Consider the following 22,096-nt stretch of genomic DNA (forward strand, 5'->3'; position numbering starts at 1 on the left):
ATTTGCCCAATTAGCGAGGTTGCGGCTCATTCGCCGCTGGCCATTAATGTATAACGTCCAATCCGAAAATGTGGCAGAGCACAGTCTGCAAGTGGCGATGGTTGCCCATGCCTTAGCCCTCATAAAAAACCACTGCTTTGATGGCAAAGTTGACCCAAATCGCGTTGCTACTCTAGCGCTTTTTCACGACGCCTCAGAAGTGCTGACCGGCGACTTACCGACGCCGGTGAAGTACTACAATCCGGCCATTGCCGATGAATACAAGAAAATTGAAGCTGTTGCAGAAGAACGCTTAGTGAATATGGCGCCAGAAGCGCTAAGAGCGGCTTACCAACAACTCTTTATGGTGGGGCAAGATGAGCAAGAGCTGCACAGTATCGTCAAAGATGCTGACACCTTGTGTGCGTATCTCAAGTGTCTGCAAGAGCTCAATATGGGCAACCACGAATTTACACAGGCCAAAAGTCGCCTCGAGGCCATGATCAATAAACGCATGAACCCATCTGTGCGCTATTTCCTTGAAGAATTCGTACCCAGTTTTTCGCTTTCCCTGGATGACATTGCCGATGACCCTGAGCACCACCTGGTTAAATAGAGCAAGTGACAACCCAAACCAGCGCCCGAATGACCAACGCAGCCCCTTTCAGCGGGATAAAGCCAGGGTGTTACATTCGGCAGCGTTTCGCCGCTTACAGGCAAAAACCCAAGTGCTGGGAGTAGGCCAGAGCGACTTTTACCGTACTCGCCTCACCCATTCTTTGGAGGCGGCACAAATCGGCACCGGTATTCTTGCCCAGCTCAAACAAAAGTTTCCCGCCCAGCAAGACATCTTTGCCGAGGATGCGTTAATTGAAGCGCTGTGTTTAGCACACGACATTGGCCATCCGCCCTTTGGGCACGGCGGTGAGGTGGCGCTTAATTTTATGATGCGCGATGCCGGCGGTTTTGAAGGCAACGGCCAAACGCTGCGTATTCTTGCCAAACTCGAACCTTACACCGAAGGCAACGGCATGGACCTGTGCCGCCGTAGTCTCTTGGGCGTGCTCAAATACCCGGTAAAACAAAGCCAGGTGCGCGGCCCGCTGCCGTTAGTGCCTGCCAACCCAAGGCAGCTAAAAGTAAGCGACTGGTACCCCGCCAAGGCCATTTACGACGAAGATAGCGACACCCTCGATTGGGTACTGGCACCACTTTGCCAGGAAGACCAAGCGCAATTCACCCGCTTTGCAGCCCTCACGCCACACGGCAAAGCCCTTTTTAAATCTTTAGATTGTTCAATCATGGAGCTGGGTGATGACATCGCTTATGCCATCCATGACATGGAAGATGCCATTGTCATGGGGTTGGTGGGTCGCGATGCTTGGCAGCAAGATGTGGCTTCCCCGTTAGCTGCCTTAGATGTGCCCAATTTCGGTAGTGATCTCAACGTATTAGCGGATGACCTTTTTTCCGGTCAACACCACCTTCGTAAAAAAGCCATTGGGGCCATGGTAAATGGCCTTATCACCGCCACAACCTTGGTCGATATACCCGGTTTTAGCCAACCGCTGCTGGCTTTTAATGCAGGCCTGCCAGAGCACTACCATCTGGCTTTAAAGATATTTAAAGATTTCGTTTATAACCGCGTGGTCACCAAGCCAGAACTGCAACTGTTGGAATACAAGGGCCAACAAATGGTGATGGCACTGTTTGAAGCGTTGGCATCCGATCCCGCGCGTTTGCTGCCAGAAAATACCCGGCGGCGCTGGCAAGCGGCAGGCCAAAGCCCCAGAGTCATCGCCGACTATATTGCTGGCATGACCGATGAATACGCTGGCAGGCTCTACGGCACCTTGTTTTTGCCAAAAGTCGGCACTGTCTTTGAGCGCCAGCCCCATTAAAAAAGCGCCCCTAGGGGCGCTTTTAGCAATTTCCTTTTTTGGCTTGTCCCGGTGGGCAATGGCCGCCTTGAGCCCCCACTTCCACTTGCGGCGCCTTTACCCGCACCTCAGGCCCTCTGAGTACACAACCACTGACCAGCGTCAGGGTGGTTAAAACCAATAGCAAGCGTACCAGCATGGGGTCTCCTCATTATCTACTTGTTAGTAAATTGTAGGAGATGTACTTCAACTTACCCTTAACTGCCAAGGATAGGGAATAATCCCTTAACGCCTTTGGCCATGAATTCCACCGCCAGCGCCATCATAATCAGGCCCATTACCCGGGTGATAAGGTTGATACCGGTAGTCCCCAGCCAGCGAGCCAGCACCGGCGCGCACAGAAATACCCCCCAGGTCACCAAGCCCAGTAAACCAATGGCAATGCCTAAGGCGCTTTTATCAACCAGTGAGTGATGCGCCTGGGTGAAAACAATCACAGTGGTAATGGCCGCAGGGCCTGCAATCAGTGGCAGCGCTAATGGCACCAACGTCACCGAGTCCATGTGCGCCGCTTCCCGGCCTTCTTCGGTGGTGCGGCGGGTTTCGCCTAATTTACCTTGCAACATCGACAGCGCCGTAAAGCTCAGTAGCACGCCGCCGGCAACCTGGAATGAAGACACGGAAATAGAAAAGAAATCCAACAAGCCTTCACCTAGCAGCAGTACCACCCATAAAATAATCGCCGAGGCTAACGATGCCATCATTGCAGTGCGGCGCCGTTCAGCAATTTGCTGATCAGAGGTCAGCCCGATAAAAACCGGCAGCAACCCAAAAGGGTTGATAATGGCCAGCATGGCCACAAAAAACTGGGTATAAATGCTGTAGTCCACCGCCGGCACCTCCTCTTATACGACCTTTAGTGGCGCAGAGTCTAAACACTGTATTCGCTGGCGACTAACGAGATATTTTGGCCCGCCAGCATTAGATTTTTTTATCTAATAACCGCAGCCACAACCACAGCCGATTGCGCTAAAGTACCGCCGATGGTTGCCTAGTGAATTGCCCGGCAGTTTTACTTATTAAAACAACGAGTTCACTAATAACGCAGCGCCATTTCAGGGGCTGTTTATAGAAAGGAAAAAACGCATGTCTCAAACCTGTCCGTGCGGCAGCGGCCAACGCTACGAGAATTGTTGTGGGTTATTGCACAGTGGCCAAGCTGCCAGTAACGCAAAGGTGTTAATGCAAGCCAGATATTGCGCCCATGTAGTCAATAAACCCGGCTTTATTCTCGACAGCTGGCATCCAGAAACACGGCCTGACTTGGCCGATATCGAGCCCTTTATTCAGCTCGATTGGTATGACTTGCAGATCCTAGACCACCAGCCTGGCGATAAAGAAAGTACCGTTACCTTTCTTGCACGCTACCACAGTGGTGAAAAACTGGCGTTTCACTTAGAGAAGAGCCTTTTTATAAAAGACCATGGCCAATGGCGCTTTCATTCCGGCACCTACCCTGAGCCCGAGCGTAACGCCCCCTGCCCTTGCGGCTCTGGACGAAAGTATAAGGTTTGTTGTCGCGGTTAATTGTTAACCTATCCCCAGGCGTTATGCCTAATTAATGATAAGCAGAAAAAGGAAATGCGTTATGGGGTGGTTAGTTAAAGGTGCTGTGCGCCTAGTCGAGAGGTATCTGCCCGATCCTTTCGTGTTGGTGCTATTACTCACCATGTTTGTTTTAGCGTTGTCTATCGGCGTACAAGGTATGGCGCCAATGGATGCCGTGAATGCCTGGGGCAAAGGTTTTTGGAACCTATTGACCTTCGCCATGCAAATGGCGCTGATTTTGGTATTGGGCCATTTGGTTGCCTCTACACCGCTGGTTAGAAAAGCGCTAGGCGCCTTGGCGAGAAAACTACCTGGGCCAAAAAGCGCTATTGTGGCGGTGACCTTAGTAGCGCTGCTGGCGTCTTGGCTGAACTGGGGTTTTGGGTTGGTGGTTGGTGCTTTTTTCGCCCGCGCTATCGCCCGTGAAATTGCCATTGATTACAAGTTGCTGGTGGCCTCTGCTTATTCCGGCTTCTTGATATGGCACGCCGGTCTTTCTGGCTCCATTCCGCTGACCATTAACACGCCCGGCCACTTTGCCGAAAAACAAATCGGTTTGGTGCCTACCAGTGAAACCATTTTTGCGCCTTTTAATCTGGCGTTAGTGGCCATTTTACTGGTGGTGATGCCGCTATTAAACATGCTGATGCTGGATAGAAACAGCAAACTTGGCAAAGTAAAAAGCGAAGATGAAATTGCCCCTGTGGCCGGCCACGGCCCGATGCTCAACCACCGCTGGCCAATGTATCTGGGCGGCGCCCTGATTTTGGTGTGGCTGGTACCTTACTTCTTCGGTGGTGGTGGTCTAAACCTTAATGTGCTTAACCTGCTGTTTTTAATGCTGGCAATGGTGCTGTTTGGCAGTGCATCAAAATTTTTAGGTGCTTTGCCGCAAGCGGTATCAAGCGCGGGCGGTATTCTCATTCAATTCCCTTTTTACGCTGGCATCATGGCGCTAATGCAAAGCTCCGGCCTCGCCACCCGGCTGGCTGAATTTTTTGTCCATGTATCCACCCCTGCCACATTGCCGCTGTGGAGCTTTTTATCGGCGGGGCTGATTAACCTCTTTGTTCCCTCCGGTGGTGGTCAATGGGCAGTACAAGCCCCGGTAATGCTGCCTGCCGCGCAAATGCTGCATGTCGATGTGGCCAAAGTGGCAATGTCGGTAGCTTGGGGTGATGCCTGGACTAACCTGTTGCAACCGTTCTGGGCGCTGCCGGTACTGGCTATTGCCGGCCTTGGGGCTCGCGACATTATGGGCTATTGCTTGGTGCAACTTGTTGTCTCTGGCGCCATTATTGGCCTTGGTCTGACCTTCTTGTAAAAAAGGCCGCTTAAGCGGCCTTTTTCTTCAAAGCGGTGTTGCCGATTTTGCTACCGGCTCATCTTTGGGTGGCATCTGGCGCAGATCAAAGGGTGTTATCTGATACACGCAATAATTAATCCAGTTGCTGTATAGCAAGTTTGCATGGCTACGCCAGCGCGCCCTTGGGGTTTGGCTGGCATCATCTTGCGGATAATAGTTGTGTGGCAATGCCGGGTTAATACCCGCTTGCAGGTCACGTTTATATTCTTGATCTAAAGTGTCGAAATCGTATTCAGGATGTCCGGTCACAAAAACCTGACGCAGATCTTTGGTTGCCGCCAAATACACACCGGCCTCAGGGTGATCCGCCAAAATTTGCAGGTCGGTGTTATCAGCAATGGTGGCCGAGTCAAACTCGGCATAGCGGCTCAGCGGCGCCAGAAAAAAGTCGTCAAAACCTCTAACCAAGGGGTTATCACGGCACTGCGTATGTTGCTCGTAAACGCCGGAGAGCTTATGGCCCATGGTGACTTTAGGCAGGTTATAAAGGTAATTCAGTGCCGCCTGAGCTGCCCAGCATAAAAACAAGGTAGAGGTAACGTGGCTACGAGACCATTCGATAATGGCGCGCACTTCATCCCAATAATAAACCTCATCAAAGGGCACCTGCCCAAGCGGCGCACCGGTAACGATTAAGCCGTCAAAATTTAAGTCTTTAATATCATCAAAATCGCGGTAGAAGCGTTCCAGATGCGAGCTAGGGGTGTTGTTAGATTGGCGATGGTCAATACGCAGCAGCTTCACATTGACCTGCAACGGCGTATTGGCCAGCAGCCGCAAGATCTGGTTTTCGGTGTCGATTTTCTTCGGCATTAAATTTAGGAGCACCACTTCCATCGGACGGATGTCCTGATGGGTTGCACGGGTTTCATCCATCACAAAGATGTTTTCTTTGCGCAGCACTTCAGCAGCAGGAAGTGCGTCGGGGATACAAAGCGGCATGGGGTTCTCCAAATATACAACCCGGATATTTAAACGTCTAAACGTCTAAATGTCCACTTATCCCCTAAAGAAAAAGGCACCCGAAGGTGCCTTTTTCTTTAGGGTTGCAACCATTGCAGTTGCCACTTGTTGTCGGTTCGCTGGTAACGCACCCGGTGATGCAGGCGATTCTCTCTTCCCGCCCAAAATTCCATTTGGCTTGGCTGCAAAACATAGCCGCCCCAATGCGGTGGGCAAGGGACTTCATCCGGGAACCGGCTTTCAGCCTCAGCCAACTGCCCGTCGAGTACCGAAGCATCACTGATAGGCTCGGATTGGTGTGATGCCCAGGCGCCCAGTTTTGAGCCTCGCGGCCGCGAAGCAAAATAGTGCTCGGAGTCCGAGCGAGGCAATTTCGTTACCAGGCCTTGTACCCGCACTTGCCTGGCAAGATGTGGCCAATAAAAATTAAGGCTGGCCCTGGGGTCGGCAGCTAATTCTGAGCCTTTGTGGGATTGGTAGTTGGTGAAAAACTGCAATCCTTGTTCACTTATCCCTTTTAGCAGCACGATACGGCTTTGCGGGAAACCGTCCAGGCCACTGGTACACAGGGTCATGGCATTCACTTCAAGCCAGTCGACAGGGGCGCTGTCTTTGGCCTCAATAAACCACAACTCGAACTGTTTTATCGGGTCGGGGTCCAGTTCCTCAAGGGGGGCATGGCGAAACACCCGGCGCATGGCATCAATGCTCATCACGGCTCCAATTAAAAAATGCAGTTCTAAGAATGCGTTATCTTAATGCAGCAAAGCTTGCAGCACATCAAGGATGGACGACAAAGACGGTAAATATCAGCGCCGGTTTATAGCGAAGCTTGCTGGCGCAGACGGGACAGCACATCACCCAGATCGGCGTTGGTAGTAAGTGAGGTGCGCTCTGGCATCGCCTTCCCCTTCGCTTGCCAGGCAATTTTCGGGTCAAGGTCAGCCAGAATATCTTCATTAATAAAGTGGGCGTCTTCTGTGCGGTCAAGTTGCGGCTCGGGGTCAAGGCAGTCAAAAAGGCGCGCAGCAATCATACCTTGCTGATGAAATACGTTGCTGAGTGCCATGGAACGCGCGGGGGTACGCTCATCTGCGCCCCATGGCCGTTTCGGGCCAATATCAAAAGCGCCTTCAGCTAGGCCTTTGCTAATGTCCGGCCCAGCAAGCCCTGGTTTTTCCAACAGATCATTACCCAGCATGGCAAGCAGCAGGGCAAAATCTGAGCGCTGACCACTGGCCACCGCCGACGCCAGTCGGGGGGCTACAGTCAACTCATCTTGGAAAGACAGACCTTTGGTTTGCACAGAAAATCATCGATTAACAGGCTTAGCAACTGTATCGGCCGCTAAACCGAGATTTTTAGCAAATTTCTCCCTTTACATCAGATCGTATTTTGGTAGTATGGCGGCGCATCGGCGGTGGGGTTCCCGAGTGGCCAAAGGGATCAGACTGTAAATCTGACGGCTCAGCCTTCGAAGGTTCGAATCCTTCCCCACCACCATCCTATTACAACGAAAGTGGCAACAACGCGGCTTTCTATATGCGAACTCCGGTGGGGTTCCCGAGTGGCCAAAGGGATCAGACTGTAAATCTGACGGCTCAGCCTTCGAAGGTTCGAATCCTTCCCCACCACCATATATCAGCCGCCTTTGGGCGGCTTTTTTTTTGGGTTATACTGCCCGCCCTTTTACGATTAAGGCCGTTGTTAAGTGGAACTTCAGGAACTCACCGATCAGTTGATTGCCCGCTACCAGGAAGGTCTGGAAATGTGGCAGTACAACCACGAAACCGAGGCGGGTCAATTTACCGACAGCTTTTTGGTCCATCGTGACTGGGAAACCCTGACCACCACCGAACCTGGCAGTTGGTTAGCTTGCCTGGTGTATTGCCTGGAAGTGGCTGCCGTTGTCCGTTTGGCTAATGAACTGCCTGGCATTAATACCCTGCCAGACTCCATGCAGTTAGAAGTGGCTTCGATGATCAGCGAATCGGAAATGACCACGGCTCTGATCCGCGCCCTACCCCAAGGCTTTGGCAGCGATCACCCCAAAGCCGATGAGCTGCGAGAGTTTATTCCAGATGAAGCCCGCGACATGCTCGACTCGCTGGTCAATTTGGCCGACAGCGCCCCTGAGCCTCATCAGCATGACGGCGACTCCTTCATTTGTTTGATGGACACCTTGCAAACCGGCGCTGTTGATTTTGCCGTGCACTATGTCAGTGAACACACCAACATGATGCAACCAAGCCTGGGAGCAACCGCCATTATTCAAGACATGCTGGTGGAAATGACGGTGCTGGATATTGACTACGTTACGCAGCGCCTGATGACCTTCATTCAGCGGTTCTGCAATCCACTACTGACCGCCCAGCGTTTGGAAATGCTGGTAGAGATGATGGCCAAGCCAACGCGCGCGCCAATGGGCCGGCTGCATTGATTTATTGGCGTCCCTGATTAAAAGTCAAATAACAGCAATGACTTTTGTTAAGGGACACCATGAAAGCTTGGACAGCACTAACCCTCAGCTCGACCTTGTTGCTTGGCGCCTGCGCCGCGCCAACTCCCGACCCTTGCCAACAAATTGTCCAAATGAGTGACCAGGCCCGGCGCTGCGATCAGATGCGCCGCAATATGGATAACTTGAAAAAGAATCCGCAACTCTATAATGCCGCCCAGCAACGTTACCAAGAAGAATGCGTTAACTTTCTTTATTACCGCGAAAACTTCTCAGAGCAGCAGTTGAAATGTTTAAGCGATAAGAACAAAACGCAGGACACTCGCACCCAAAAGGACTAACTGATAATCTGCGGGCATCATAAGGAGGAAGCTATCCATGACTCAGACCGTCATCAATACCCATGATGCCCCCGCCGCCATCGGCCCCTACGTTCAAGCGCGCCGCGTCGGCCCTTTCCTTTATACTTCCGGCCAAATTCCCATTGACCCGAAAACCGGTGAAGTGGTTGCAGGTATTGAAGCCCAGACCCAGCAAGCCTTAGAGAATGTCTTAGCGATTTTAAAAGCGGCGGGCTTTGATAAAGACCATGTTGTGAAAACCACGGTGTTTGTGAAGGACTTAGGCGACTTTGCCACCGTAAATGGCCTTTACGAAAGTTTCTTTGGAGACCACAAACCCGCACGTAGCTGTGTGGAAGTCGCCAGGCTCCCCAAAGACGTACTGATTGAAATAGAAGCCATCGCTTACGGCGAATAAAAGCGCGGCAGCCGCCGCGCTTTTTCTGCGAAGGCCTTGTTGGCCGTCCGTGATACCATAATCTCATCATTTAGCTACTAAGCCAGACCATGAAAATCATTTCTTTTAATATCAATGGCCTGAGAGCCCGACTTCACCAGTTGCAAGCCCTTATCGACAAGCATCAACCCGACATTATCGGGTTGCAGGAAACCAAGGTGCATGATGACCAGTTTCCGCTAGAAGATGTGCGCGCCATGGGGTACGAAGTGAATTTCCATGGCCAAAAAGGCCACTACGGTGTGGCGCTGTTGTCAAAGCAGGTGCCCAAGGCGGTACAAAAAGGCTTTCCCAGCGATGACGAAGACGCGCAGCGGCGCATGATCATCGGCCGTTTTACCTTGGCTGATGGCTCCCCCCTTACCGTACTTAACGGCTATTTTCCCCAGGGTGAAAACCGTAGCCACGAAACCAAATTTCCGGCCAAAGAAAAATTCTATGCCGACCTAATGCACTACCTGCAAACCGAGCATAAGCCGGACGAAGCATTGGTGGTTATTGGCGACATGAACATCTCTTGCACCGATTTGGATATCGGTATTGGTGACGCCAACGCCAAACGCTGGCTGCGTGAAGGTAAATGTTCGTTCTTGCCTGAAGAGCGGCAATGGATGGACAAACTGCTAGGCTGGGGCCTGGTTGACACCTTCCGGGTACAACACCCTGAAGTGAGCGACCAGTACTCTTGGTTTGATTACCGCTCCAAAGGTTTTGATGATAACCGCGGCTTGCGGATTGATTTGGTGCTGGCCACTCAGCCCTTGGCAGAAAAAGCGGTGGAAACCGGCATTGACTATGAGCTGCGCGGCATTGAAAAGCCGTCGGACCATGCGCCAATCTGGACAACCTTTGACGCCTGACAATGCACGAAAGCCGGTCCTTGACCGGCTTTTTTTACGCCCGGAACTGCAATGAAAACAGAGTACAACAACGCCATGGACATGCTCACCCTACTCATTGTTATTACCCTGGTAGCAGGTGCCATGATGCCAGTGCAGGCTGGCATTAACGCCCAGCTTGCTGCCAACACCCAAGGGGCCATTTGGGCCGCCTTTATCAGCTTTGGGGTCGGCACCTTGGTACTGGGCGCTTATCTGCTGCTCACCCGCCAACCTTTCCCCACCTTAAACTCGTTAACCACTTTACCTTGGTGGCAATGGACCGGTGGCATCTTAGGTGCGTTTTTTGTTGCGGTTGCGGCCTTTGCCGCCCCCAAACTGGGCGCTGCTGCCTTTATTGGTTTTTTAGTGGCCGGGCAAATGTTGGCTTCCTTGCTGTTAGATAACCAAGGCTGGCTTGGTTACCTGCAAAAAGAAGTGAACCTCTACCGCCTTATCGGCGCATTGATGGTGATTGGTGGCGTGGTGCTTATCCGCCGCCATTAGGGCGGGTATCAGCATGGGAACAGAGATAAAGCCAAAGCAGGTTTTTCTGCTCTGACCAAAAGGCTTTACCGTGCTCAAGGGGGGCTTTAAAAAAAGGCGCGGCATCAACGCTTTTAAAATCCACCGGAATATCGGTAATAACCCGCCCCAAGGCCGGGCAGCCCATTAATTCAAACAATAATGGATCAGGCGAGCCAAGACTTTGCAGATAATGCTCAGGCAGTGCCTTAAGGCCAAGCTCAGCAAAAAGAAACCAGCCCTGGGAGCCGTTATCGGCAAGATACGTGGTAAAAACGGGGGCCAAATCGCCCATGTTGAGGTAACGAGACAGAACCTTTGACATAAACCCTCCTTGGTTTAGGCAAGTGTGCCGAATTTAGGGCCATAAAAAAACCCGCCTTTAGGCGGGTTTTCAATACTTAGAACGAGGTACGACGATAGTTGCGGTAGCGCGGTAACCAGAAGTTTTTCTCGATAGCGGCAATCAGGGCTTCGTCAGACGTGGTCAGTGCCACATCGTCTTCCTGAGCTTGTTTGGCAACGGCCAAGGCAATGAATTTGCTCACTTCTTGAATATCGGTTAGCGGCGGCAGTACCGGCCCTTTACCTTCATTTGCCAAGGGAGAGCACTCGGCCAGGGCGCGAGAAGCCGCCATCAGCATGTTGTCGGTCACGCGTTTGGCTTTTGAGGCAATAACCCCAAGGCCGATACCGGGGAAAATATAAGCGTTGTTGCACTGGGCAATCGCCACTTTTTTATCCCCAACCAAGGCTGGCGAGAACGGGCTGCCGGTGGCCACCATGGCTTTACCGTCGGTCCAGTTCAGCACTTCTTGCGGTGTGGCTTCCACACGCGAGGTGGGGTTAGACAGCGGCATCACAAATGGCCGCTCGCAGCCCGCGTGCATGGTTTTAATGACTTCTTCGGTAAAGAGGCCACGCTGACCGGAAACACCAATAAGCACGGTCGGCTTGGCGTTTTTAATCACTTCCAGCAGCGAAATGTTTTCGCCTTCGGTTTGCCAGTCTTTTAGCAGTTCAACGTTCTGGGCCAGTTTTTTCTGGAAGTTGGCCAGATTGGGCATGTCGCTGGTCAAAAGGCCCCAACGGTCAACCATTAATACCCGGGCACGGGCCTCGGCTTCGGAAAGACCTTCGGTTTGCATGGCAGCAATGATTTGCTCAGCAATACCACAACCGGCAGAACCTGCCCCCAAGAACACCACTTTTTGGTCTTTAAGCTGCTCGCCTTTGGCTTTACCTGCAGCCCAAAGCGTGCCGACGGTAACAGCGGCAGTGCCTTGAATATCATCGTTAAAGCAGCAGATATCGTCTTTGTAACGCTCCAACAGTGGCATGGCGTTAGCTTGGGCGAAGTCTTCAAACTGCAGCAATGCGTTCGGCCAGCGGCGTTTTACCGCTTGGATGAAGGTTTCAACAAAGGCGTAGTATTCATCACCTGAAATGCGGTTTTGGCGACGGCCCATATACATGGGGTCATCCAGCAAATCGGGGTTATTGGTACCCACGTCCAGCACCACCGGCAAGGTGTAGGCAGGGCTGATACCGCCACAGGCGGTATAAAGCGACAGCTTACCAATAGGAATACCCATGCCGCCGATGCCTTGGTCACCCAGGCCCAGAATGCGCTCGCCATCGGTCACAACAATCACTTTTACGTTTTGCTTGGTAGCATTTTGCAAAATGTCGTCGATATGATCTTTATCTTCGTAGGAAATGAACAGACCACGGTGAGTACGGTAAATTTTGGAGAATTCCTGACAAGCCTGGCCGACAGTGGGGGTGTAAATGATCGGCATCACTTCGTCGAGGTGCTCTTCAAGCAAACGATAAAACAAGGTTTCGTTATTGTCTTGAATAGAGCGCAGATAAACGTGTTTATCTAAGTCTGAGGTACAGGCACAAAACTGTGCATAGGCCCGGTCACGCTGCTCTTCGATGGTTTCAACATACTGCGGTACCAACCCCAGCAAGTTAAATTGAATACGTTCTTTTTGGGTAAAGGCGCTGCCTTTATTTAATAGCGGCGACTCCAGCAGTGCTGGACCTGCATACGGAATATAAAGTGGACGTTTGGGACTTTTGCTCATTGATTAATCCTTCGGCACTGGACGAGGGCGACCAGCATCGTCGATGGCCACATAGGTGTAGGTTGCTTCAGTAACAACGTATCGCTCGGTATCTCCGGCACGTAACAGAGGTTTTATCCACACTTCGAGTTTTATGGTCATGGATGTTCTACCGATGCGGGTACATTCACCGTACACACACACTACATCACCCACCTTCACCGGTTGGTGAAAGGTCATGCCTTCAACAGCAACTGTGGCAATGCGGCCCTTGGCTATTTCGGTAGCCAGCATGCCACCGCCAAGATCCATTTGAGACATTAACCAGCCGCCGAAGATGTCACCGTTTTGGTTGGTGTCGGCAGGCATGGTTTGGGTACGGATGATGAGGTCCCCAGTGGGGTGTCTTTTGGTATCGGTCATACTGCAACGCTCCTCGCAAAGAGGCTGTTAACTATACCGATATCAATAGCTTTTGACTATGTTTCAGTCGCCATGACCAAAGGCTTTATCAGACTTGCTAAAGGCTTGTTCCATGGCAAAGGCCAATTCTAAATAACGCGCGCCTTCTACCTTTACATCGGGTTTGATGCCTTGGTCCTTCATGCGATCGGTAAGCTGGGCCAGCCAGTGGCGATCGCCAGGGGAAAGTGGCTTTCTCGCTTCTTTACCGAGCCATAAAAGGCCCTGCAAGGGTAATCCCAACAACAATAACGCCATCACCCCTTGCAGCGGGCTAAGCACGTGGTCGTTAAGTGTAAAGCTGATAAACAGCCAGGCAAAGGTCATTCCAGGCAGGTAGTAAAGCAGGCCTCGGGCCATTAATACGGTTTGGGTCAGTGGAAACCGCGCCATCAATTTACGACGCACAGGCCAGTGCCTTAGCAAACGGTAACCGTCATGAACCAGATCCCACATGGGCGTCTCCCGATACAACCAGATACGTTACACCTATTCTGGACTAAAAAATCCAGCCTCGACAGTAACGGCAGTTTAAAGCGTGCGCCAAACAACACAAGTGACGATCGATTTTAGATACAGCTAACGTTAAACGGCACTTAACGGCGAGGGCCCGACGGATGTCCAATAGCCAAAAGGCTTCTACTATGGCAAATAGACCAAGGTCACATTTTTACCGTTCGAGAAAACGGCAGGCCACCGCCAAATAAAGAGAAACGTCAGCAGCGCATTACAAGGAAAAGCGATGAGCGAAACGCTGTTACTGGTGCCTTTGTGTAAACGGGTTGCCATGACCTCAATTAGTTTGGGCCTTATTCACGGCATTCAGCGCCGGGGCATTAGTGTCAATGTCACCAAGCTCATTGACCGCGTTCAGCAAAACCCAGGCAGGGGCTTGCGTATTTTGTCGAGAGTGGCAGACAGCGCCCAGGCTTTTGTCGTAGATGAAGAAACACTCATCCCCGAGCAGCTAACAGCCCTTGCCCCCCATAAAGACCACGTCAGTTTAGTAGTGGGGTTACCTGCAACAGCTACGGCGCCTCACCCCTACAACATCAAGCTGGCCCAGCAAGGGGGAGCCAAACTTATTTTGCTGGCTGACAGTCACGCAGACCTTCAGCAGCTTGAAACCGCCATTGGCCAGCTTCCCGGCGCAAGCATCAAAGGGGTTGTTATCAACCAAAAACCGCTGACACAAAGCGCCCCCGGGGCTGATGTGCTGTGGGCAACAAACGCCAACCCAACCAAGAGCCGCGAAACACTAAAACTAACAGTCCCCACTCTCGCCACCCTGCCCTGGTCTAACCGCGCGCTGGCACCTCGCACCTGTGACCTTGCACATCATCTAGGCGCCCTGCCACTTAATAGCGGCGACTGGCAGCAAAGGCGAATAAGCGCCATTACCGTTGCCGAGCAATCCATCGTTGATGAAATAGCGCACCTAAGCCCTGGCACCTTAGTGATCATTCCAGCTCACCGCTCCGACCTTATATTAACGGCCTGTCTGGCTGCCAAAAACGGCCTTCTGTTAGCGGGGCTTTTGCTGACCGGCCAGCATCAGCCCGAACCGGCCATAATGGCATTGTGCGAAGGCGCTTTTGACGATGGATTGCCGATGCTGTTTATTGAAGCGGGGGTCAGCGAAATAAAAACGCAACTGGCGTCGTTATCGTTGCACCTAGAAGCCGATGACCACCAGCGCCAAGACTGGATAATGCACGAAATAGCCGAGCTGCTGCCTATTGACGATTTAATCGCTCCTATCGATGCCGCTGATTACAAACAATCACCCGAGGCCTTTCGTTATCAGCTCGCGCAAAGGGCGCAGCAACAGCCCTGCCGCATTTTATTTCCTGAAGGTGAAAACCCGCGCATTATTGGTGCAGCGGCAGAGGCCGCAAGACGCCAATTGGCGCAATGTCTTTTGCTGGGAGACCCTCATCACATTCGCCGGCAGGCACACAATCTTGGGATCAGCCTCAGTAGTCAAATTCACATTATTGCGCCTGACGCTCTGAGAGAGCGTTATGTCTTACCGATGTTGGCACTCAGGCAACATAAAGGCTTAGAAGAGGTGATGGTAAGGGAACAGCTTCAAGACAATAACGCCCTGGCAGCAATGATGTTGGTGCGAAACGAAGCGGATGGCATTGTCAGTGGTGCCCAAAGCACCACACTTGAGACCCTGCGCCCTGCTTTGCAGTTAGTGAGAACGGCACCAACGCAGTCATTGGTATCCAGTGCCTTTTTAATGCTACTGGCGGACCATGCATTGATTTACGGTGACTGCGCCATAAATCCCTCGCCCAATGCCGAACAGCTGGCCCAAATAGCGCTCCAATGCGCGGCCAGTGCACGCATGCTGGGTATGGCACCGCGCCTGGCGATGATTGCAACGCCTCATACCCACGCCAAGGTGGTAGAAGCGATAGCCTTGATACGCACAAAAGCGGCAACTCTTGCCATTGAAGGCCCCATTGCTTACGACATGGCAATCATTGAATCACTGGCCAGAGCTAAAGCGCCCGGGACCCCTATTGCAGGCCAGGCGAATGTTTTTGTGTTCCCCGATCTCAATACCGGATACAGCACATTACAAACCATTCAACGTTCGGCTCAGCAACAAACCATAGGGCCCATTACCCAAGGCTTAGCCAAGCCCGTGAACGACCTCGCTAGGGATGCCAGTGTTGATGACATTGTGCAAATGATTATTTTGACAGTACTGCAGGCGAGCTATTAACAGTGAGATGGACGAAGAGGTAGAAAAAGAAAAGGCCAGCAGATGCTGGCCTTTTTGTCGTGTACTTTAACGGTGCGGCCACTACCCGCACCAAAGTACCCCGTTTTGCTGCTTGCTTTCGTCTTACAATCTTTCACCTACTCGAAATAGGCATTCTTATTTTTTCCCTTTGGTATAGCCCCTTGGCAATCCTTTACCAAGTCTTCTCCCCCAACGAGAATTCTTTGCTTAGAAGCTTGCGCCTCGAGCTTGGGGCTAATAATAAGCAGTCTTTACGCTTGCGTAAAGTGAAAAATGAAACTTTTTTAATGGTCAGACCACAAAATAACCTTTGCGTAAACTTTAATCTTTATTCTTTGGTTCATCAATCAGTTCCGAATTGGCTTCATCTAGCAGGGTTTCATCACTCAGGTCGTCCAACTGTTCAGGAGTGTCGTCGACAGCTTCTTCTTCGGTGTCTTCGGCATCAGGTGACTGAGGGTGGATCCCCAAATAAGCCAACTCAGCCAGCAAGAACTTCGACATCCGTTCAACGCATGCCTCGCCTTCGGCAATGGCTTCTTCGGCCCGATAGAATTCCATAATATTGATGTCGGAAACTCGGGGTTTTAGCTCAAGCTCGGGAGGGTCCCCCGCCATACGGGCACGGGTGATACGCTCTTGCATAATGTCGATAGCGCCGCTCATTACGCTCCACATCGACGGCAAGGCAGGATCTTTATCCTTTACACTGCGCTCGGGCCTAATACGGCTTAGCCACTGGCGAATAACGCCCTCTTCTTCTTCCTCTTCTTCTTCCACATTAAATTTGTGGTGCTGCTCGCCAGCCAAGTTCACCGCGATCACCACATCGGCTCCCATTGCTCTTGCTAGCGAAACCGGTACCGGGTTGACCACTGCACCATCAATCAACAAATGGTCGTTACGGTAAATAGGCACAAAGATCCCTGGCATGGCGCAGGAGGCCCTGACGGCAGAAATCATGTCGCCATCTTGCATCCACAGTTCTCGGCCAGTATTAAGATCCGTTGCTACCACGCCAAAGGGGAGCTTTGTTTCAGAAAAGTCTTTTTGTTTCATGCCATTGGCAATCACATTAAATACTTTGTCACCGGAAAACAGGCCGCGACCACTGAACGTGGGGTCTAATAACGACATCACCTGCAGCTTGGTAAAGCCCCTAACCCATTGTTCCAGGCGCCCCAAATTACCACCGGCGTGAGCCGCACCTACCAAGGCACCAATTGAGCAGCCGCTGATAAGGTCGGGTTTTATGCCAATTTTTGCCAGGCCATTTAAGATGCCAATGTGGGCCCATCCCTTAGCAGCACCACTTCCCAGTGCAATGCCTAACCTTGGCCGATGCTTTGTGACCATTATCCTCTCCCAAAACGATGCCGTGCTGTTGCCACTAATTTATCAGCTGGCCACTGCAGACCCAACAGACAGTTGTATGTTGCCAGATAAGATAACGGTAATCGCTTATATGAATGGTGACCCAAACCACACCCCTCTTCAGACCACGCTTTAATCAACATCACCTAATATTAAAAAAGGCTAACCAGTATTGGAGAAGATCATGAAAGAGCAACAATACCAAGGGCCAGAGAGACGCAAAGAAGACCGCCGCAAAGGCCGCGAACGCCGAGAAGAAATGCGCTGGGAACCCGATAAAGATGATCGACGTCAAGGACCTGGTCGACGTTTTTGCGATAAACATGAAAGTTTGTGGCGTAGTTAGGGCTTGTTTTTAGGCCGCGAAAATCGGATAACGTAAACATAGGTTTTATGAAGGTCTCCTTCCGATGGGTACGCTATCACCACTGCTGCGAAAAGTTGCCTGGGTATTTCTTCTTGCCCAGTTGACCTTGCTCAGCCTGAGCGAAGCGGTTGCCCAATCGCAGCAGACCGAATACCACCACAGTTTGATTCAAGACAGCAGCGCCCTGTCTGACCTTTACCCCGCCGCCCACAATTTATTTGTGCCAACAGCAGGGAATGTCGCCACGCATCGCTTGGGCTATCACGACACTTCAGTGCCAACCGCCAGAGCGCAATGCTGCCTCCCGCCATCAAGAGCCTCACCTGAACTGCGTCTTCCATAAAAACGTAAAAATAATTTCAGTTCAGTAGAGGTATTTATGAATAACTTTAGCGCTATTCCAACTGTCGCTATGACCGACGTCGAGCACTTTGTAGACGCCGAATATCCAGCTCAGCTTAGCTTGGAAAGCCCTGCCGCTTGGATCACCACTGACTTTGCACGCCGCGCGCCATTGGTGATTGAGCACGACGTAAAAATTGACGATGCGCTTTATATGATGAAAAAAGCCCACGTCAAAGCCAAACTGGTGGTGGATGCCAATAACCGCTTTATGGGGATTGTCAGCGCATCTGACCTGCAAAGTCACAAGGTGTTGATGCATGCCACCAATAAAGCCATTCATCGCAGCGAAGTGTCTGTCGGTGACGTTATGACCGACAAAGCCCACCTGCATGGTTTTGCTTACCAAGAGCTGCAAAGCGCCACCATCGGTGACGTGCTTTACACCCTGCAAGAGCTGGGTGAACAGCACATTTTGTTATTGGATAAAACCTTGCATAACTTGCGCGGTATGATTTCTGCCGCCGACATCGCCCGTGCCCTGCATATCCCCCTTGATATCACTCAACGAGCCTACAGTTTTGCTGAAGTCTTCCATGTGCTGAAATCCGCCTGATTAAAGCGAATTGCAACGCCAAACCGGCCCTCACTAGGCCGGTTTTTTTATACTTAGCAACAACAGTCAATCTTCTTCTCATTGCTCTAAAAGGCGAAAAGCGACTCACCCGCATTGTCTTTTTAAGCACAAAAAAAAGCCGGCCCAAGGCCGGCTTTTTCAACACCTAATGTTAGGCATGCTCATCAATGATTTGTTTCATTTCATCATAGTGGCCATGCATCGAATCAGATGGTTCAGGGCTCAACATACTAACGATGTAAATCGCCAAGGTGCTCAGTATAAAGCCCGGTACCATGGCGTAAAGCCAGGCATTAAGCGCTACACCATGAACAGTGACAGGGCCGTAGATCCAGAACAGCACCACTGCCGCGCCAACAATCATACCGGCCAAAGCGCCCCTTAAGGTCATGCGGCGCCAGTAAAGGCTCAAAATAACCACAGGACCAAAGGCGGCACCAAAGCCTGCCCAGGCGTTACTCACTAAGTCCAAAATGCTGTTATCGGGGTTCCAGGCCAGCGCAATGGCAACGATTGATACCAGCAGTACCGATATCCGGCCAACGGTTACCAATTCCTTCTGGCTAGCGTCGCGGCGCAGGAAGGCTTTATAGAAATCTTCGGTCAGCGAACTGGAGGTAACTAACAGCTGTGAGGAAATGGTGCTCATGATGGCTGCCAGAATGGCCGCCAGCAAGAAGCCACCGATCAGCGGATTAAACAAGAACTGCGAAAAGACAATAAAGATGGTTTCAGGGTCTTGCAGTGTCATCTGGGTTTTTGCCACATAGGCAATCCCCACAAACCCGGTGGCCATGGCGCCAATAATAGAAACCACCATCCAGCTGATACCAATACGGCGAGCCACTTTGACATCTTTAACGCTACGAATTGCCATAAAGCGCACAATGATATGTGGCTGGCCGAAGTAGCCCAGGCCCCATGCCAGTAGTGAGATAACCCCAACCACCGTCACGTCCTGTAAGGTGCCGTGCTTGGCAGCATCTTTAAAGAAATCCAGGTAAAGCGGGTTCAGTGCTTGCACCTTGTCGACCGTGGTCCCTACCCCGCCCAAATCAGATAACGCCACAATCGGCACCATCACCAGGGCAATAAACATGATGCAGCCCTGCACGAAGTCGGTCATGGATACCGCTAAAAAGCCCCCGAACAGGGTATAAGCACAGACCACAGCAGCCGTCACAATAAGGCCGGTGCTGTAAGACATACCAAAGGAGCTATCGAACAGCTTGCCGCCGGCAACCAAAGAGGCCGAGGTATAGAGCGTAAAGAAGATGATGATAACCAAAGACGAGATCAGGCGCAGAATGCGCTTGTGGTCATCAAAGCGGTTACCAAAGAAATCGGGAATGGTTATGGAGTTATGCGCTACTTCGGTGTAAGTACGCAGTCGCGGTGCCACCACCACATAGTTGAGATAAGCACCAATGGTCAGGCCCACTGCAATCCATAATTGGGAAATACCTGACGCATAAATTGCCCCCGGCAAGCCCATCAGCATCCAGCCACTCATGTCAGATGCACCGGCTGAAAGCGCCGTTACCGCTGGCCCTAGCCCGCGTCCACCCAGCATGTAACCTGATACGTCGTCCGTCGATTTTTTATAGGCATATAACCCAATGCCCAGCATGGCGAGAAAATAAATCGCCAGCGAAATAAGCGTGCCTGTTTCCACTCTGCACTCCTGTTTCTTTTCTAAGTAAGTGTGACGCGGGTAGCCACCGAAAAAGAAAAAACGTCGGTGCCCTAACGCACATTTCATTCGAGTTCAAACGATTACCATAACATGGTAAAAGAAAAATATCTTGTTCGGTTCCGCCGCATTCTGTGTAACTTCAATAGCTGCGCTTTAGAAACAACATAAATAACGGCTTTAGAGGCGCAAAAATGACAACAAAAGCCGTTTGAACAATAAAAAACCCTGACCCAATAAAGTGTCAGGGTAGATAAACCGCTAACCGTTAGCCGTTATGGCCTACCAAAGACCATTAAATGCGGATGCCTCCGTCAATTTCCAGTACCCGAGCGGTGAAATAGTCATTTTCAAAGATGAATTTCACGCATTGCGCCATTTCTTCTGCTGATCCCATTCGTTTTAGTGGAATGGCTTGTTCCATACGTGCAATGGCTTCAGGTTTCATCTGTTCGGTCATCGCTGTTTTAACTACCCCAGGGGCAATGGCACCGGTACGAATACCAAAACGCGCCAGCTCTTTACCCCAAGTAACCGCCATGGTCGCCACTGCCGCTTTTGATGCCGAATAATTGGTTTGGCCGATGTTGCCCGCCCGGGAGACACTGGAAATATTAATGATCACCCCGGCCGACTGGCTTGCCACCATGGCACTGGCCGCTTCACGGCCGCAAAGAAAAGTGCCAACCACATTGACATCAAGCACCGACTGAAACTGCGCCAGGCTCATTTTGTTTACCTGGCCGTCTTTCACTTTTAGCAGCATGCCATCGCGCATAATGCCGGCATTGTTAATCAAGCCATTGAGAACACCAAAATCGCTCACAATGGCGCTAAAGGTCTTTTCAACTTGCTGCTCATTGGTGATGTCACAGCCATAAGCGCGGCCCTGGCTGCCGGCCTTTTCCACCAAAGACAAGGTGGCGTTTAAAGCCTCACTGTTCACATCTATCAGTGCCAGCTTAGCGCCTTGAGCGGCGAGCATTTCGGCCATGGCTTGGCCCAAGCCACCACCAGCACCGGTTATGGCTATAACGGCGTTATTCAACTTCATGGTTATCCCTCAAACAGTGCCAGCAGCGACGAAAAGTCCTTGCCGGCGTTACCTTTCTTGTTGTGCATTTGATAAAGCGCCCGCGCCAAACCGCCCATAGGCACCGAGGCCGATACGGCTCCTGCCGCCGCCATTGCCAGCTCTAAATCTTTGATCATCAATTGGCTAGTAAAGCCGCCCTGATAACCATTGGACGCCGGGGTGTTGTCCATCACACCGGGCACCGGGTTGTATTTTTCCAGTACCCAGTTGCCGCCGGAGCTGACTTTCATAATGTCTGACAACACAGCAGCGTTAAGGCCGTGTGCCATACCCAGCGTTAAAGCTTCACAGGTCCCCGCCATTAATACTGACAACAGCATGTTATTGCAGATCTTGGCCACCTGGCCGGCGCCGCTGCCACCGGCATGAAAAACGTTGCCGCCCATGGCGCCAAGAACGCCTTGGGCGCGACTAAAGGCATGCTCGCTGCCCCCCACAATAAAGGTCAAAGTGCCTGCGGCGGCGCCAGCAGTGCCGCCAGAAACCGGCGCATCAACAAAGTCCAGGCTTAACGTTTCGGCCTCTTGGTGCACGCGGCAAGCGGTAGCAGCATCAATGGTGGAAGAATCAATCACCAAGGTGCCTTTTTCTAACCGCGACAATAGGCCCGTTTCGCCCAGGTAGATACTGGCCACCTGCTGGCCGGTTTGAAGCATGGTAATAACCACCGGGCACTGGCTGGCCGTATCAAGGGTGCCCGCTTGCGCGCCGGCACTAACCACCTCGGCAACCGCGCTGGCGTTAAGGTCAATGGCAACCACCTCATGCCCTGCTTTAAGCAGGTTACGCGCCATCGGCGCCCCCATGTTGCCAAGGCCGATAAAGGCGACTTTCATA

Annotated in this window: 25 protein-coding genes and 2 tRNA genes; 14 read left to right on the forward strand and 13 right to left on the reverse strand. The window is 51.6% G+C overall.

The genetic code is table 11. The annotated features are described in order from the left end of the window. The first annotated feature begins 46 nt into the window (after nucleotides 1-46). Together yfbR and DW350_RS11795 are read left to right on the forward strand one after the other, a co-directional pair. Nucleotides 47-595 carry a 5'-deoxynucleotidase gene (gene yfbR, locus DW350_RS11790; RefSeq protein ID WP_264296862.1) on the forward strand — a complete coding sequence of 183 codons (549 nt, stop codon included), beginning with the start codon at nucleotides 47-49 and terminating at the stop codon, nucleotides 593-595. Further along, nucleotides 567-1,880 carry an anti-phage deoxyguanosine triphosphatase gene (locus tag DW350_RS11795; RefSeq protein WP_115719058.1) on the forward strand — a complete coding sequence of 438 codons (1,314 nt, stop codon included), beginning with the start codon at nucleotides 567-569 and terminating at the stop codon, nucleotides 1,878-1,880. Before yfbR ends, DW350_RS11795 begins: the two co-directional genes overlap by 29 nt. 22 nt (nucleotides 1,881-1,902) lie before the next feature. On the opposite strand, the gene DW350_RS19530 is transcribed toward DW350_RS11795, so the two are convergent. Together DW350_RS19530 and DW350_RS11800 are read right to left on the reverse strand one after the other, a co-directional pair. Beyond that, nucleotides 1,903-2,058 carry a hypothetical protein gene (locus DW350_RS19530; protein ID WP_192954665.1) on the reverse strand — a complete coding sequence of 52 codons (156 nt, stop codon included), beginning with the start codon at nucleotides 2,056-2,058 and terminating at the stop codon, nucleotides 1,903-1,905. 58 nt (nucleotides 2,059-2,116) lie between these two features. Then, nucleotides 2,117-2,749 carry a YchE family NAAT transporter gene (locus tag DW350_RS11800; protein WP_115719059.1) on the reverse strand — a complete coding sequence of 211 codons (633 nt, stop codon included), beginning with the start codon at nucleotides 2,747-2,749 and terminating at the stop codon, nucleotides 2,117-2,119. 256 nt (nucleotides 2,750-3,005) lie between these two features. Between DW350_RS11800 and DW350_RS11805 the strand changes: the two genes are divergently transcribed. After that, nucleotides 3,006-3,446: a YchJ family protein gene (locus DW350_RS11805; protein ID WP_115719060.1), complete on the forward strand. Its 441-nt coding sequence runs from the start codon at nucleotides 3,006-3,008 to the stop codon at nucleotides 3,444-3,446. Nucleotides 3,447-3,507: 61 nt separating this feature from the next. Continuing rightward, nucleotides 3,508-4,791, forward strand: coding sequence for a short-chain fatty acid transporter (locus DW350_RS11810; RefSeq protein WP_115719061.1), 1,284 nt, complete (start codon nucleotides 3,508-3,510; stop codon nucleotides 4,789-4,791). A 27-nt stretch (nucleotides 4,792-4,818) separates the two neighbouring features. Here the strand turns inward: DW350_RS11810 and metA are convergent, their stop codons facing one another. From metA to DW350_RS11825, 3 genes are all read right to left on the reverse strand, one after another. Then, the gene (gene metA / locus DW350_RS11815; protein ID WP_115719062.1) at nucleotides 4,819-5,775 is read right to left on the reverse strand and encodes a homoserine O-acetyltransferase MetA; all 957 of its coding nucleotides are present in this window, start codon (nucleotides 5,773-5,775) and stop codon (nucleotides 4,819-4,821) included. A 98-nt stretch (nucleotides 5,776-5,873) separates the two neighbouring features. Continuing rightward, a complete protein-coding gene (pdxH, locus tag DW350_RS11820) occupies nucleotides 5,874-6,509 on the reverse strand; it encodes a pyridoxamine 5'-phosphate oxidase (RefSeq protein ID WP_115719063.1) in 636 nt (211 codons plus the stop codon). A 107-nt stretch (nucleotides 6,510-6,616) separates the two neighbouring features. Further along, a complete protein-coding gene (locus DW350_RS11825; RefSeq protein WP_115719064.1) occupies nucleotides 6,617-7,102 on the reverse strand; it encodes a VC2046/SO_2500 family protein in 486 nt (161 codons plus the stop codon). A gap of 113 nt (nucleotides 7,103-7,215) precedes the next feature. Between DW350_RS11825 and DW350_RS11830 the strand changes: the two genes are divergently transcribed. The 7 genes from DW350_RS11830 (at nucleotide 7,216) to DW350_RS11860 (ending at nucleotide 10,437) form a co-directional block, all read left to right on the forward strand. Then, nucleotides 7,216-7,299: transfer RNA gene (locus DW350_RS11830), tRNA-Tyr, on the forward strand. Between the two features lie 50 nt (nucleotides 7,300-7,349). Continuing rightward, nucleotides 7,350-7,433, forward strand: a tRNA-Tyr gene (locus DW350_RS11835). A 74-nt stretch (nucleotides 7,434-7,507) separates the two neighbouring features. After that, a complete protein-coding gene (locus tag DW350_RS11840; RefSeq protein ID WP_115719065.1) occupies nucleotides 7,508-8,236 on the forward strand; it encodes a hypothetical protein in 729 nt (242 codons plus the stop codon). Between the two features lie 59 nt (nucleotides 8,237-8,295). After that, on the forward strand, nucleotides 8,296-8,595 hold the full coding sequence (locus tag DW350_RS11845; RefSeq protein WP_115719066.1) for a hypothetical protein: 300 nt from the start codon (nucleotides 8,296-8,298) through the stop codon (nucleotides 8,593-8,595). 37 nt (nucleotides 8,596-8,632) lie between these two features. Continuing rightward, nucleotides 8,633-9,013: a RidA family protein gene (locus tag DW350_RS11850; protein WP_115719067.1), complete on the forward strand. Its 381-nt coding sequence runs from the start codon at nucleotides 8,633-8,635 to the stop codon at nucleotides 9,011-9,013. Nucleotides 9,014-9,102: 89 nt separating this feature from the next. Then, nucleotides 9,103-9,912, forward strand: a complete 810-nt coding sequence (gene xthA / locus DW350_RS11855; protein WP_115719068.1) for an exodeoxyribonuclease III — start codon at nucleotides 9,103-9,105, stop codon at nucleotides 9,910-9,912. 51 nt (nucleotides 9,913-9,963) lie between these two features. Next, entirely contained in the window at nucleotides 9,964-10,437 is a 474-nt protein-coding gene (locus DW350_RS11860; protein WP_226911319.1) for a DMT family transporter, read from the forward strand. Here the strand turns inward: DW350_RS11860 and DW350_RS11865 are convergent. The 4 genes from DW350_RS11865 to DW350_RS11880 all read right to left on the reverse strand — a co-directional run bounded on the left by DW350_RS11865 (nucleotide 10,421) and on the right by DW350_RS11880 (nucleotide 13,445). After that, nucleotides 10,421-10,780 carry a hypothetical protein gene (locus DW350_RS11865; protein WP_115719069.1) on the reverse strand — a complete coding sequence of 120 codons (360 nt, stop codon included), beginning with the start codon at nucleotides 10,778-10,780 and terminating at the stop codon, nucleotides 10,421-10,423. The genes DW350_RS11860 and DW350_RS11865 overlap by 17 nt on opposite strands. Nucleotides 10,781-10,856: 76 nt before the next feature. Continuing rightward, nucleotides 10,857-12,548, reverse strand: coding sequence for an NAD-dependent malic enzyme (locus DW350_RS11870; protein WP_115719070.1), 1,692 nt, complete (start codon nucleotides 12,546-12,548; stop codon nucleotides 10,857-10,859). Between the two features lie 3 nt (nucleotides 12,549-12,551). Continuing rightward, nucleotides 12,552-12,950: an acyl-CoA thioester hydrolase YciA gene (gene yciA, locus DW350_RS11875; RefSeq protein ID WP_115719071.1), complete on the reverse strand. Its 399-nt coding sequence runs from the start codon at nucleotides 12,948-12,950 to the stop codon at nucleotides 12,552-12,554. 63 nt (nucleotides 12,951-13,013) lie between these two features. Then, entirely contained in the window at nucleotides 13,014-13,445 is a 432-nt protein-coding gene (locus DW350_RS11880; protein WP_115719072.1) for a DUF412 domain-containing protein, read from the reverse strand. A gap of 286 nt (nucleotides 13,446-13,731) precedes the next feature. Between DW350_RS11880 and pta the strand changes: the two genes are divergently transcribed. Next, entirely contained in the window at nucleotides 13,732-15,729 is a 1,998-nt protein-coding gene (gene pta / locus DW350_RS11885) for a phosphate acetyltransferase (RefSeq protein ID WP_115719073.1), read from the forward strand. A 342-nt stretch (nucleotides 15,730-16,071) separates the two neighbouring features. Here pta and rssA read toward each other — a convergent pair whose 3' ends face one another. Then, entirely contained in the window at nucleotides 16,072-17,106 is a 1,035-nt protein-coding gene (rssA, locus tag DW350_RS11890) for a patatin-like phospholipase RssA (protein WP_115719074.1), read from the reverse strand. A gap of 428 nt (nucleotides 17,107-17,534) precedes the next feature. On the opposite strand from rssA, the gene DW350_RS11895 reads away from it, so the two are divergent. After that, nucleotides 17,535-17,834 carry a hypothetical protein gene (locus tag DW350_RS11895; RefSeq protein WP_115719075.1) on the forward strand — a complete coding sequence of 100 codons (300 nt, stop codon included), beginning with the start codon at nucleotides 17,535-17,537 and terminating at the stop codon, nucleotides 17,832-17,834. Nucleotides 17,835-17,870: 36 nt separating this feature from the next. Continuing rightward, nucleotides 17,871-18,449, forward strand: a complete 579-nt coding sequence (locus DW350_RS11900) for a CBS domain-containing protein (protein ID WP_115719076.1) — start codon at nucleotides 17,871-17,873, stop codon at nucleotides 18,447-18,449. A gap of 172 nt (nucleotides 18,450-18,621) precedes the next feature. Here the strand turns inward: DW350_RS11900 and putP are convergent, their stop codons facing one another. From putP to mmsB, 3 genes are all read right to left on the reverse strand, one after another. Next, on the reverse strand, nucleotides 18,622-20,100 hold the full coding sequence (gene putP / locus DW350_RS11905) for a sodium/proline symporter PutP (protein ID WP_264296863.1): 1,479 nt from the start codon (nucleotides 20,098-20,100) through the stop codon (nucleotides 18,622-18,624). 358 nt (nucleotides 20,101-20,458) lie between these two features. After that, nucleotides 20,459-21,217: an SDR family oxidoreductase gene (locus tag DW350_RS11910; RefSeq protein ID WP_115719078.1), complete on the reverse strand. Its 759-nt coding sequence runs from the start codon at nucleotides 21,215-21,217 to the stop codon at nucleotides 20,459-20,461. 2 nt (nucleotides 21,218-21,219) lie between these two features. Then, nucleotides 21,220-22,095: a 3-hydroxyisobutyrate dehydrogenase gene (mmsB, locus tag DW350_RS11915; RefSeq protein WP_115719079.1), complete on the reverse strand. Its 876-nt coding sequence runs from the start codon at nucleotides 22,093-22,095 to the stop codon at nucleotides 21,220-21,222. Nucleotide 22,096: the final 1 nt, after the last annotated feature.

The sequence above is a fragment of the Gallaecimonas mangrovi genome (assembly GCF_003367375.1).
In the GTDB taxonomy this organism is placed as follows: Bacteria; Pseudomonadota; Gammaproteobacteria; order Enterobacterales; family Gallaecimonadaceae; genus Gallaecimonas; species Gallaecimonas mangrovi.